Consider the following 12,762-nt stretch of genomic DNA (forward strand, 5'->3'; position numbering starts at 1 on the left):
GCTGCCGCACGGCCACCCTCCCCGCGAACCGAACGGACCATTCGCCCCGGATTCGACGCCTTGCCCGGCGCACCGGCGGGCCAGGAAGTGGCCGATGCCGCGCGGTGAACTTCCGTGTGCGGGCGGTAGCGTTCGGTGTGTATGACAACTGTCGACGCGCGGGACCGGGGACGGGGACAGGGGGAGCGGTGAGCGGCGTAGTCGTCCATCTGCCGCAGGGGAGCGGAGGCGTCGCCGACGGGGAGCCGTACGGCGGGGCGGTGACCCTCAGGCTCGGCCCGGGAGAACGGGCCCGCTTCGGGCGCGGCTCGTCGACGAGGCCGGTCGAGCTCCGGCTCGCCGACGCCGCGATCTCACGGCTCGCCGGTGAGATCCGGGTGACCGACGACCACTGGCAGCTGAGCAACCACAGCACCACCCACAGCTACCTGGTGGAGAACCCGGAGGGGGCCGGGGAGTACCTGCGGGTGCCGCCCCGGCGCGCCGGGGCGCCCATCCCCTTCGAGTTCTCCCGCGTGGTGCTGCCCACGCGCCGCGACACCACCGTCTCCTTCCAGGTGTTCGCGCCGGACCACGTCTACCTGGACCCGCCGGGCACCGGCGGGCCGTGGGAGAGCCGTACGGTCACGGCGTACTCCCTCGACGAGACGGCCACATACTTCCTGGTGCTGGTGGCCCTGTGCGAACCCTGGCTGCGCGACCAGTCACCGGTCGCCGTACCGACCACCCCCCAGGTGGTGGAGCGGCTCCGGGGCCACGCCGCCTACGCCAGGCTGACTCCGCGCGCGGTCAGTTCGCACATCGACTACCTCGCCGAGGAGAAGCTGCGGACCGGCGCCCCCCGGAGTGCCGGGACGGCCAGGGGGGACCGCCGGAACGGGAAGCGCGAGGCCGTGGTCGGTCTCGCGCTGCGGTTCGGCATCGTACGGGAGGAGCACCTCGCGCTGCTGCCGCCCCGGACCGAGCCGGCCGCGCGGGGACGGTAGGGGCTGTGGCACCGGTACGGGGCCCGGGCGCCTCGTGGGGAAGCGAACGGACGGAACTCCTTCCCCCGGGGCACCGGGTGGGGCAATGGGAGGTCACCGGGCCGATCGGGGCCGGAGGCTGGGCCACCGTGTACGCCGGACGGCCCGCCGCCGACGGCCCGGACGGCCCGGACGGCCGGAACCCGACGGACCGGCGGCTCGGCCGGGACGGTGACCGGCAGCCGGGCGAGGTCGCCCTCAAGGTCATGCCGACCGCCGGGCTCGCTCCCCGCCAGGCCCGGGGCGTCGCCGAAGCCGCCCGCCGGGAGGTCGACCTCGCCCGCCGCACGGGGCATCCCCGGCTCGTCCGGCTGCTGGACTCGGTGGTCCTCTGCGCACCCGACCACCCCGCCCTCGACGGGGCGATCGTCCTCGTCATGGAACGGGCCAGGTGCAGCCTGCGCGACCTGATCGACGCCGGGGTGACCGAGGTCGAGGGCGGCCGGCTGATCGCCGGCGTCTGCGAGGGACTGGCCCACCTGCACCGCGCGGGCTGGGTGCACTCCGACCTCAAACCCGAGAACGTCCTCATCGGCGCCGACGGCTCCGTCAAACTCGCGGACTTCGGCCTCGCCACCGAACTGACCGGCACGCACGGCCACGGACCCCCGATGGGCACCCTGGACTACCTCCCGCCCGAGCGCTGGCGGGCCCCGCTCGGCGAACTCGGCGTACAGGTCCGGCCGAGCGCCGACGTCTGGGCCCTCGGCATCGTCATCCACGAGGTGTTCGCCTCCGGAGCCTCACCCTTCCCCGGGGCCACTGCGGCCGCGCGCGGCGCCGCTGTGCAGGAGTACGCCGAGGGGCGGGCTCCGTTACGGATGGACACCGCGGTGCCGGAGTTCTGGCGCGCGCTGGCCGCCGACTGCCTGGCCCCCACCCACACCGCCCGCGCCGCGCACACGGCCGACAGCCTCCTGCGGCGGATCGGCGCCGAGGGGTCGGGAAGGCCGCGGACCGCGCCCCGGCGCCCCCCGGTCCGCGGATGGCGCCGCACCCGGGCCGCTCTCCTCGCCGTCACGGTGTGCGGCGCGGCGGGCGCGGCGCTCTGGTCGTACTCCGGACGGGCCGCCCCGGCCGCACCCCCGGCCGGGACCGGTGAACCACCCGGTCGGGTAAGGGTGTTCAATGCCGAGCGCGGATGCCAGGAACGGGCGGACCGGGACCCGCAGTGCAGTCTCGGCCTGGCGATCGACCCGATGCGGCCCTACGCCGCCGAGAACGTCGTACCGACCCGGGTGTGGCACGGTGACGTCCTCGACGCCGAATGCCAGATGCCGGGCGGTCAGGCCGTCATCGACGAGGAGGACCTCCAGTCCACCGGCTGGTTCCGCGTACGGCTTCCCCAGCCGGGCGCCGCCCGGGCCACGGCCTGGCTGCCGGCCGTCCGGACGAAGGACCGGCCGGAACTCCCGAGGTGCCCGCACCGCACCACGGCGGCCCGCTGACCTCCGCCGCCGCGCCCGGACGGGGCCCGCCCGCCCCCGTACCGCATGGCGGCGGCCCGTGGGAGCATGAACCCGTGTGGTCACGAATGCCGTTCGGGGACGGGCTGCGGGCCGAGCTGGGGCCACCCGGGCGCTCGCGCCGACTGGGCAGCAGCCCGCGCTCGCGGGTGTGGCGCGTGGAGCTGCCGCGGACGACGGCGGTGGTGAAACAGATCGTCGACGGCCCGGACGCCGACGGGCGCTACGCCCGGGAAGTGACCGCCCTGCGGCTCGCCGCACGGGTGCGGCCCCCCGTGGTGCCCGCGCTGCTGGCCGCCGATCCCGGCGAGCGGGTGCTCGTGCTGGAGCACCTGGACCACCGGCGCCCGGCCGGGGACTGGACCGTCGGCTACGCGGCCGCGCTGGCCCGCCTGCACGCCGCCGCAGGCCCGCAGGACGCGGGGGCACTGCCCCGGTGGAAGGGCCCGGACCGGGGCGACGTCCACTCCTTCCTCGCACTGGCCGAAGCCCTCCGGGTCCCCGTCGCGCCCGGCGTCGCCGGTGAACTCGACGACCTCGTGGAGCGGCTCGGCCAGGCATCCGGCCACGCCCTCCTCCACGGGGACCCCTGCCCCGGGAACGACCTCCACACCCCCGAGGGCATCAGGTTCGTCGACTTCGAGCAGGCGTCCCTGGGCAGCGGCGTGATGGAGCTGGCCTACCTGCGCATCGGGTTCCCCACCTGCTGGTGTGTCACGGCGGCGTCCGAGCCGCTGCTGGAACGGGCGGAGCGCGCCTACCGGACCGCGTGGCGCGACGCCACCGGGGCCGAGCTGCGGGACGGCCTCGCCGACGCGTGCACCGGCTGGCTGCTCCGGGGCGACGCGCTGGTCGAGCGGGCCCGCCGGGAAAGCACCGACCACCTGGCCCGGATCCCGCACCGGGACTGGAAGTGGGGTACGGCGACGGCGCGGCAGCGGCTCCTCCACCGCCTCGGGGTCGTCAGCCGGATCACCGCCGGTCACACCCCTCTCGCCGGAGTGAGCGGCCTGACCGCCGGCATGCGGCGGCAGGTACTCGTCCGGTGGCCCGCACTTCGGTCAGTACCGACAAAACGGCCGTAGTGACCGCCTGGCACGACGATCATGATCCCCGACTGGTCCCCGACGGATCTCGGTCAAGATCCCCGAGTTCGGAATCAGTGTTCGTTGCTCTCTGGTGATAGGCGGTTCCGGCGTGTAGCTTCAGCTCAGCTGTCGTGGTTCGCAGTACCTGCCCGCGCCCTGGCGTGGGCGTTTTGCTGTGCAGTGCATGCCGGACCAGGGCGATCACCTCCGGGTCCGCGCGGTGCGGATCCGACATCGACTGAGAGGCATGACCATGGCCAGCGGGACCGTGAAGTGGTTCAACTCCGAAAAGGGCTTCGGCTTCATCGCGCAGGACGGCGGCGGACCTGACGTCTTCGCCCACTACTCCAACATCAACTCCACCGGGTACCGCGAGCTCCAGGAAGGCCAGGCCGTGACCTTCGACATCACGCAGGGCCAGAAGGGCCCGCAGGCGGAGAACATCACCGCCGCCTGACCCGTGCAGCCGTAGCCACCCGCCCCGGAGCCCCACGGCCCCGGGGCGGGTGACGTCTCCGACTCCCTAGGCGGAGAACCGGCCGCAGAGCCAGTTGCCCGGTTCCGCGGGATCGTCACTGGTCCAGAACTGGTGCCACAGCAGCGCGAATTCCTCGCGGCTGAGGTGGCCGTCGCCGTTCAGGTCGAGCAGTTCGAAGACGCCCGTCATGTCCACGGGCCGGCCGTTCCAGGTCTCGACGAGCCTGCGGTGTTCCTCGGGGGAGATCCGGCCGTCACCGTTGGAGTCCACGGCGTCGAAGACGGTGTCCGCGGTCGCGGTCACCTCCGCGGCCATGGCGGGCAGCCTGTCGACGAGGGAGAGCAGTTCGCCCATGTCGACCGCACCGTCACCGTTGGCGTCACCGGCCTCCAGCAGGGCGGCCCACCAGCTCATCAGCAGTACCTCCACCCGCGCGCGGAGCTCGGTCCCGGGGCCCACCCCCGGCAGGCGGCTCCAGCGGGCCACGAGCGCCGTGAAGTCCTCCTCGCGCAGGTAGCCGTCGCCGTCCGCGTCGAACGCGGCGAACATCCCCGTGAGCTTGCGCTCCTGAAACACGCTGGCCATGAGCGGCCTCCCTCGACGCCGAACCGAACCGTGAACCGCCGTCGGCCGCCCCGCGAGGTGGCGGACAGCGCGTAACTATAGGTCGGAGCGCGCTCACCGCCCCACGGGCACATGCGCGCGAAGCGTCACCCGCAGCCCGGCGTTCGCCGGCGCCCGACGGCCGTTCGCGCGGGTTCCACGACGGGGACGTGCTCACGAAGACGACCGCAGGCCGCAGTTGACGTCACCCGCCCCGGCCCGTTCCACGTGGGGGAAGCGGTGACCCTCGTCGAGGGCGAGGACGTGCTTGAGGGCTTGCCCGCCCAAACCCCGCCCCCGTCATGGGCGTTGGATCCGCCGTTCGTCGGGGAAGAGCCCCGGATCGCGCGCCGACCGGCGCCGCACGGCGTCGGTACCCTCTGGGCATGGAGGCATTGGCCGAACGGTTGTCGCACCTGGACCCGCACGTCGAAGGCGCGATCCGCGTCGTCGCGTTCTACGACACGCTGATGCGCCGGCGGGTGGACGTGCCGGCGCTGGCCCGGTCCTCGGCGGGGCTGGCCGAATGCGTGGCCGGCATCCGGCTGCACGGCACGGGCCGGGTGATCCGCGTGTCGCCCGACGGCGGGGAAACCGCCGGCCCGCAGCCACCCGCGTCCAGCACCACACCGGTCACCCTCGACGAGGAAGAGATCGGCACGGTGTGGCTGGAGCGCGCCGGGCCGCCCCATCCGCTCGACGAAGTGCTGCTGGAGCGGCTCGCCCTCGCCACCGCGGCCGTCGTCGAGCGGTACGGTCCGACCCGTACCACCATGGCCGACCCCGCCCTCGTCGAGCTGGCGGTCAGCTCCGACGGCGACGAGGCGTCCAGAGCCCGGGCGCTGCGGCTCCTGGGGTTTCCCGCCGGGCAGCCGGTCCGCGTCGTCGCCGTACGGTCGCGGCTTCCGCTCGACCGGATCGGCGGTCTGCTCTGCCCGGCCCGCCCGGTGAAGGCGGCCTCCCTCACCGACGTGGGCGTCATCCTGGCCACCACCGTCGACCGGGACCGGTTCCCGGCGGGCGTCAGGGCGGGCATCGGCGTCGCCGACGCCCCCGACCGGTCGTGGCGGGAAGCCCGCACGGCCCTGCGCTTCACCACCTCACGCCGGCCGGTCGTCCGCTACGACGACCTGGGAGCGCTGGCGCTGCTGGCCGTGGTCCCCCCGGACGCCGTGCGGGAGAACACCGACGTGGCCGCGATCGGCCGGATCGCCGACAGCCCGGAGGACCTGGAGACCCTGGACGCCTACTGCGCCACCGGCTCCCTCCGCCGGGCCGCCGCCCGGCTCCACCTGCACCACAGCAGCGTCGCCCGCCGGCTGGAACAGATCGGAAGGACCCTGGGCATCGAACTCACCGATCCCACCGGCCTGATGCGGGTCAGGCTCGCCCTCACCGCGTGGCGGCTCCTCGACGACACACCGGTGCCGTGACCCGGGCGGACCTCTCCGGTCACGGAACCGGGTTTGTATCGGTCGGGTATCAGGGAGCGCTTCGTTGGCCATCGGTGGTTCCGGGCGCCACGGCCCGGAGCACCCGGAACCGGCGGCCGTACGAGCCCTGTCGTACGGGCTGACCTGGGCTCGAACGGGCGGACGGGGCCGTGCGGGGCCTCGGGCGGGCCCGCCGCGAGGTGGCCGACGTGCCCGGAGTCTGTCATATCGTTCCTTTCGGGCCCCGCCGCGCGTGACCGTACGGGACCCCCGCCCGGCCGCCGCCCGAACCACCGACCAGGAGTCATCCGCCCGTGTCCTCGTCCGCCCCCGCTCCGGCCCCTCCGCGCCCCGTTCGCGTGCTGCTGGTGGAGGACGACGCCCTGATGCGCCGGTCTTTCACCGTCGCCCTGGAGCGCTACGGCTACCGGATGGAGACCGCCGCCGACGGGCTGACGGGGCTCGAACTCTTCCGCGACGAGAGCTTCGACCTGCTGATCCTCGACGTGATGCTGCCCGGCCTCGACGGGATCGGCCTCTGCCGCAGGGTCCGGGAGACCAGCCTGGTGCCCGTGCTGATGATGTCCGCCCGCGGCGACGGGCTCGACGTCGTCGCGGGGCTGGAGGCCGGGGCGGACGACTACGTGGTCAAGCCCGTGGACACGTACGTGCTCGTGGCCCGCATCCGTTCGCTCCTGCGGCGGGCGACCTACGCCCCCGCACCCGAGCCCGTCCCCGGAGCTCCGGGGGACGGCGTGCCGTCGCGGCCCGAGGGGGAACCGCTGGTCTTCGGGGACCTGACCATCGACACCGGCGGCCTGGAAGTACGCGTCGCCGGCAGCCCGGTGGCACTGACCCCGACCGAGCTGAAGCTCCTGCTGGAGTTCGCCGCCCACCCGGGCATCGTGCTGGAGCGGCACACCCTCCTGCGCAACGTGTGGGACTACGGCTGGGACGGCGACAGCCGGGTCGTGGACCTGTGCGTGCAGCGGCTGCGCGGCAAGCTCGGCCGCGACCGGATCGAGACGGTCCGCGGCTTCGGCTACAAGCTCAGGCGCTGAGGCCGGTGCGCCGTCTCCGCCGGCCGAGGCCGGACCGCGTGCCCCTGCGCTGGAAGATCGCCGCACTGGCCGCGGCCACGGCCTGCCTGGTCGCGGCGGCCGTGGGCGTACTGGTCCACCTGTGGACCGCCCAGGACATCCACAGCCGGGCCGAAGCACGCGCCGTCAACACGCTGTACTCGGCCATGGACGTCTACCGGCGCACCGGAACCCTCGCCGACGGTGCCGAACTCGATCCGCCCGGCCTGCCCGCCGCCCTGGACCGCCCGTCCGACGGCGACCGGCACACGGCCCGCGACGCCCGCGTCGACGGGAACGTGGGCCCGAGCGTCTGGGCCGCCCAGCGGATCGACGGCCCGGGCAGCCGGGTGCTGGCCGTCCAGATCAACATGAGCTCCGAGCTCTACGACCTGCGACGCCTCGACGTGATCATGGCGGTCGCCTCGCTCGTCGCCCTCGCCGCCGCCACGCCCCTCGCGGTCTACGGAGCCGGGCTGCTCGCCCGCCGCCTGCGGCAGGTCTCCGAGACCGCGGACCGGATCTCCGCCGGTGACCTGGACGCCCGGACCGGTCCGACCAAGGGCCGCGACGAGGTGGCCGACATCGCCGCCACCGTCGACCTCATGGCCGACAGCCTCAGCCGCAGGCTCCGCACCGAACGCCAGTTCACCGCGGACGTGGCCCACGAGCTGCGCACCCCCGTCGGCGGCCTGCTGATCGCCGCCGACCTGCTGCCGCCCGGAGAGACGGAGGACCTGCTCCGGGCCCGGGTGCGGGACCTGCGCGCCCTCGTCGAGGACCTGCTGGAGATCTCCCGGCTGGACGCCGGCGCCGAACAGCCCGTACGCGCCCGCGTCCCGCTCGGCGCGGTCGTCGCCGAGGCCGTGGCCCGCACCGGCCTCGACACCGAGACCACCGTCACTGTCACCGACGCCGTCACCGACGCCGTCGCCGACCCCGACGCCCGGCGCGCCGGAACCGGGCCCGCAGGGACCGGGGAGACCGTGGAGACCGATCCGCGCCGCCTCGAACGCATCGTCGGCAACCTCGTCGTCAACGCCCACCGGCACGGGCACACCCCGGTGGTGGTCACCGTCGACGGCCGTACGGTCGTCGTCCGCGACCACGGCCCCGGCTTCCCCCGGGAACTGCTGCTCGACGGCCCCCGCCGCTTCCACACGGGCGCGAAGGAACGCGGTACGGGCCACGGCCTGGGCCTGACCATCGCCCTGGGCCAGGCCAGGGTCCTCGGCGCCGAGCTGCGCCTGGACAACGCCCCGGACGGGGGAGCGGTGGCCACCCTGCGCCTGCCCGCGACCTGACCCGGGAGCCCGCCCCTACAGAACCGCTACACGGCGGAGCGGCGGCCGATACACGGTGGCCCCGGTCCCGATACGTCCCCCGGACACCCTTCGAAGTGCACCCCCACGCGTCTCCACGCGCCGTCCGCACCCGAAGAGGAGTCCCTCCGTGACCGCCGACCCCCTTGCCCCGCACACGCCGTACGCGCCGACCGGGGCCGCGGCCGCCACCACCGACCTGTCGAAGGTCTACGGCAGCGGTGACACCCGCGTGGTCGCCCTGGACCGCGTCAGCATCTCCTTCCGGGAGGGCGAGTTCACCGCGATCATGGGCCCCTCCGGCTGCGGCAAGTCCACGCTGATGCACTGCGCCGCCGGCCTCGACTCGATCAGTTCCGGCTCCGTCCGCATCGGCACCACCGAACTGAGCACGCTGAACGACCGGCAGCTCACCCAGCTGCGCCGCGACCGCATCGGCTTCGTCTTCCAGGCGTTCAACCTGCTGCCGACGCTGACCGCGCTGGAGAACATCACCCTGCCGCTGACCATCGCCGGGCGACGGCCCGACCGGGCGTGGCTGGACCGCGTCGTGTCCATGGTCGGTCTCTCACAGCGCCTGGGCCACCGGCCCGGACAGCTGTCGGGCGGGCAGCAGCAGCGCGTGGCGGTGGCCCGCGCCCTGGTGTCCCGCCCCGCGATCGTCTTCGGTGACGAGCCGACCGGGAACCTCGACTCCCGCGCCGGCGCGGAGGTCCTCGGCTTCCTGCGCGACTCGGTGCGCGAGCTCGGCCAGACCGTCGTCATGGTCACCCACGACCCCGTGGCCGCCGGCTACGCGGACCGCGTGGTCTTCCTCTCCGACGGCCGGCTGGTCGACGAGATGGACCGGCCCACCCCGGACCGGGTCCTGGACCGGATGAAGGCGTTCGACACCCGCTCCCGCACGAGCTGACCGCCGCTCAGCCCTTCCGGCGACGCCCCCGCCCCTTCCCGGGACGCCCCGGCTCCTCCCGCGGCGCCCCTTCCCTTCCCGCGACGCACCCGTTCCCTCCCCGCGAGGCCCCGGTCCGCACCAGCCGTCCGCTCGCATCCGCCGAGCCCGCCAGCCAGGATCCCCACCCATGTTCCGTACCGCCCTGCGCAACGTGTCCGCGCACAAGGCCCGCCTCCTGATGACCGCGTTCGCGGTCATGCTCGGAGTCACCTTCATCTCCGGCAGCCTCGTCTACGGCGACAGCCTGGGCCGCGCCGCCGCCGCCCGGGCGGCCGACGGCTACGAGCGCATCGCCGTCAGCGTCTTCCCCGAGGATTCCCGGGGCGCGGGCGCGGGCGGCGGCCCCGCCGGACTCGACGCCGGCCTCCTGCCCACCCTGACCGGGGTGCCCGGCGTCGCCGCCGCCACGGGCCGGGTCGACGGCTTCGCCGCCGTCGCCGGCCGCGACGGGCGGCTCCTCGGGCACGGCCCGTCCCACCGGGGCGGCAACTTCGCCCCGGGAAGCAACGGGACGGACCCCGCCTACCGCTTCACCCACGGGTCCGGCCCGACCGGCGACCACACGATCGCCCTCGACGAGACCACCGCCGCGGCGGGCGGATACCGCGTCGGGGACGGCGTCCGCGTCGGAACGAACCAGGGCGCCGCCACGTACACCCTCAGCGGAACCTTCCGTACCGACGGGACCAAGCTCCCCGCCGGCGGCAGCCTGACGCTGTTCACCGACGCCACCGCCCAGCGGCTCTTCCTCCAGCCCGGCCGCTACCAGAACGCCGAGGTCACCGCAGCCCCCGGCACCGAAGCGCAGCAGCTCCTGGCCCGCGTCGAACCGGTACTGCCCCAGGGCGCCGGCGCGGCCACCGGCGCCCAGCTCGCCCGGATCCAGGTCAACCTCGCCACCGGCGACAGCGACACCATGAGCCAGATCCTGCTGGGCTTCGCCGCCGTCGCCCTGTTCGTCGCCACCTTCCTCATCTCCAACACCTTCACCATGCTCGTCGCCCGGCGCACGAGGGAGCTGGCCCTGATGCGCGCCGTCGGCGCCTCGCGCACACAGGTGCGCCGCATCCTCCTGACCGAGTCCCTCCTCGTCGGCGCGGTCGCCTCCGCGGCCGGTCTCGCCCTCGGAACCGGGGTCGCCGCCCTGCTCCGTACGCTGTTCACCTCTGCCGACAGCCCGGCCGGTCCGCTGGTCCTCACCCCGGGCACCGTGATCACGGCCCTGCTGGCCGGCACCGCGCTGCCCATGATCGCCGCGTGGCTCCCGATCCGCCGGGCCATGGCCATCCCGCCCGTCGCGGCCCTCGGCGCCGCCGAGCCCACGGAGCCCGCCCGCGCCGGCTCCGCGCGCACCGTCCTCGGGGCCGCGCTGCTGCTGACCGGCGTCGCCGCCGCCGCGTACGGGGCCCTCACCACGGGGAAGGACGCCCGCACCGTCATCGGCGTCGGCGCGGCCCTCACCGTGACCGGGACCATCGTCCTCATCCCGCTGCTGGCCCGGCCGTTCGTCGCCCTGGTCCGGCCGCCGCTGACCCGCCTCCACCCGGTGTACGGCAACCTCGCCGCCCGCAACACCGTGCGCGACCCGCGCCGTACGGGCGCCACCGCGGCCGCGCTCGCCATCGCCCTCACCCTCGCCTCGGGCCTGTCCGTGCTCGGGGCCTCCGCCGCCCGGTACCTCGACCGCGCCACCACCCACGACTTCACCGCCGACTACCTGGTCAAGCCCGCCGAGGGCGCCATGCGGATGACCCCCGCCACCGCGGAACCCCTCCGGAAGCTGCCCGGTACCGCCTTCAGCCCGCTCAACCAGTCCACCGAATACCGCCTGGCCGGCGTTCCCTCAGTCCTGACCGGAGTCGACCCGGCCACCATCGGCCGGCTGCTGAGGTACGACGTCGTCGAGGGCTCCCTCGACAGCCTGGCCAGGGGACAGATCGCCGTGGCCGACTTCAAGGCCAGGGCGGCCGGCTGGCGCGTCGGCCAGACCCTCCCCCTGGAACGCCAGGAGGGGCAGCGCGGCGCCGTCACCATCGGCGCCGTCTACCGGGCCGACGAACAGAGCAACCTGCTGCCCAGCATCACCGCCCCCGACTCCCTCGTCGCCCGCTACGACCCGAACCCGAACACCGCGGGGATCCTCGTCGCCACCGACGGCGGACCCGGCCGGGCCGCGCTCGCCGGCCTCACCCACGCCCTCGGCGACAACCCGGCGTTGGCCGTCCGCGACGAAGCGGCGATCCGGGCCGAGGACAGCGGCTCCATCGGCGACCAGCTGAACGTCTTTTACGCGCTGCTGAGCATGGCCCTCGTGATCGCCGGGCTGGGCATCGCCAACACCCTCGCCATGTCCGTCCTCGAACGCCGCAAGGAGATCGGCACCCTGCGCGCCCTCGGCGTGGACCGCGCCGGCGTGACCCGGATGATCCGGCTGGAAGCCCTGCTCCTCGGCGGGCTCGGCGCGACGCTGGGCACGGCCCTGGGCGTCTTCCTCGGCTGGGCGCTCGGCCGCACCCTCCAGGAGAACGTCGCGGGCTACACGCTGGTCCTGCCCTGGGGCCGCCTCGCCCTCGGCGTGCTCATCGCGCTCGCGGGGGCGCTGCTCGCCTCGCTCTGGCCGGCCCGCAGGGCCGCCCGCGTCGACATCCCCGCCGCCACGACGGCCCAGTGACGCGGTCCCCCTCCGGGCCGTGGTGGGGTGCGTCGCCGTGAGCCGGCCGCCCGGCTCGCCGCGCCTCCCCCGGACGGGCGAGCGGGAGGAGCCGTGTCCGGCCGGCCGGCCGGGCCCCGCGGGCCCGAGTCCGCGCGGTTCGCCGGGCCTGGGGGCGCGTCTCATTTGGCCGGGACCCTCGGGGCGGTCCCGGCCGGCCGTCCCGTCGGACCGGCCCGGAGGCCGGGGGGTCCGCCGGGCGAGGTTCCGGATGACGGTGCGCTGCCACCGGCGGAGCTCCCGCTCGCGTTCCTCCTTGTGCAGGAGGTGACGCAGCCTGGGCCAGACCCGGGCGCGGGTCCATTCGGTGAACCGCCGGTGCGCGGTCGGGCCGGACGGTCCGAAGGAGGGCGGGAGCTGGCGCCACGTGCAGCCCGAGGTGGTCACGAACACGATCGCGGCCAGGACTTCACGGTCCCCGTAGCGGCGCCGCCCACCGCCCTGGCGGCGTTGGGGCGGGCGGGGCACGACCCGCTGGAACAGGTTCCACATCTCATCGGGCACCAGCCGCTCCACGAGCTCCACACCGCGCGAGTCTAGTTCCGGTCAGGGCACCGGGGCCGAAATGAGACGGCCCCGCGGCCACCGGAGCGGTCGGCGCCC

10 protein-coding genes and 1 pseudogene are annotated in these 12,762 nt (G+C 74.8%); 9 read left to right on the plus strand and 2 right to left on the minus strand.

Translation table 11 applies throughout. The annotated features are described in order from the left end of the window. Positions 1-188: 188 nt before the first annotated feature. The 4 genes from AC07B0_RS01735 to AC07B0_RS01750 all read left to right on the plus strand — a co-directional run bounded on the left by AC07B0_RS01735 (position 189) and on the right by AC07B0_RS01750 (position 4,036). Positions 189-986: a serine/threonine protein kinase gene (locus AC07B0_RS01735; protein WP_469378839.1), complete on the plus strand. Its 798-nt coding sequence runs from the start codon at positions 189-191 to the stop codon at positions 984-986. Positions 987-991: 5 nt separating this feature from the next. Beyond that, complete coding sequence (locus tag AC07B0_RS01740; RefSeq protein ID WP_478896195.1) at positions 992-2,473, plus strand: serine/threonine-protein kinase; 1,482 nt, start codon at positions 992-994, stop codon at positions 2,471-2,473. 74 nt (positions 2,474-2,547) lie between these two features. Continuing rightward, the gene (locus AC07B0_RS01745) at positions 2,548-3,576 is read left to right on the plus strand and encodes a phosphotransferase family protein (RefSeq protein WP_478896197.1); all 1,029 of its coding nucleotides are present in this window, start codon (positions 2,548-2,550) and stop codon (positions 3,574-3,576) included. A gap of 256 nt (positions 3,577-3,832) precedes the next feature. Beyond that, entirely contained in the window at positions 3,833-4,036 is a 204-nt protein-coding gene (locus tag AC07B0_RS01750) for a cold-shock protein (RefSeq protein ID WP_328929665.1), read from the plus strand. A gap of 66 nt (positions 4,037-4,102) precedes the next feature. Here AC07B0_RS01750 and AC07B0_RS01755 read toward each other — a convergent pair whose 3' ends face one another. Beyond that, positions 4,103-4,642 carry an EF-hand domain-containing protein gene (locus tag AC07B0_RS01755; RefSeq protein ID WP_478896199.1) on the minus strand — a complete coding sequence of 180 codons (540 nt, stop codon included), beginning with the start codon at positions 4,640-4,642 and terminating at the stop codon, positions 4,103-4,105. Positions 4,643-5,046: 404 nt separating this feature from the next. On the opposite strand from AC07B0_RS01755, the gene AC07B0_RS01760 reads away from it, so the two are divergent. The 5 genes from AC07B0_RS01760 to AC07B0_RS01780 all read left to right on the plus strand — a co-directional run bounded on the left by AC07B0_RS01760 (position 5,047) and on the right by AC07B0_RS01780 (position 12,120). Beyond that, positions 5,047-6,093 carry a PucR family transcriptional regulator gene (locus AC07B0_RS01760; protein WP_478896201.1) on the plus strand — a complete coding sequence of 349 codons (1,047 nt, stop codon included), beginning with the start codon at positions 5,047-5,049 and terminating at the stop codon, positions 6,091-6,093. Between the two features lie 386 nt (positions 6,094-6,479). Then, positions 6,480-7,154, plus strand: coding sequence for a two-component system response regulator CseB (gene cseB / locus AC07B0_RS01765; protein WP_478896694.1), 675 nt, complete (start codon positions 6,480-6,482; stop codon positions 7,152-7,154). 38 nt (positions 7,155-7,192) lie between these two features. Then, positions 7,193-8,476, plus strand: a complete 1,284-nt coding sequence (locus AC07B0_RS01770; RefSeq protein WP_478896203.1) for an ATP-binding protein — start codon at positions 7,193-7,195, stop codon at positions 8,474-8,476. A gap of 148 nt (positions 8,477-8,624) precedes the next feature. Further along, complete coding sequence (locus AC07B0_RS01775) at positions 8,625-9,407, plus strand: ABC transporter ATP-binding protein (protein WP_478865271.1); 783 nt, start codon at positions 8,625-8,627, stop codon at positions 9,405-9,407. 169 nt (positions 9,408-9,576) lie between these two features. Next, on the plus strand, positions 9,577-12,120 hold the full coding sequence (locus tag AC07B0_RS01780) for an ABC transporter permease (RefSeq protein WP_478896205.1): 2,544 nt from the start codon (positions 9,577-9,579) through the stop codon (positions 12,118-12,120). A 324-nt stretch (positions 12,121-12,444) separates the two neighbouring features. On the opposite strand, the pseudogene AC07B0_RS01785 reads toward AC07B0_RS01780, so the two are convergent. Further along, positions 12,445-12,651: pseudogene (locus AC07B0_RS01785) on the minus strand (transposase); the annotation flags it as partial. Positions 12,652-12,762: the final 111 nt, after the last annotated feature.

The sequence above is a fragment of the Streptomyces sp. NPDC044704 genome (genome assembly GCF_056433525.1).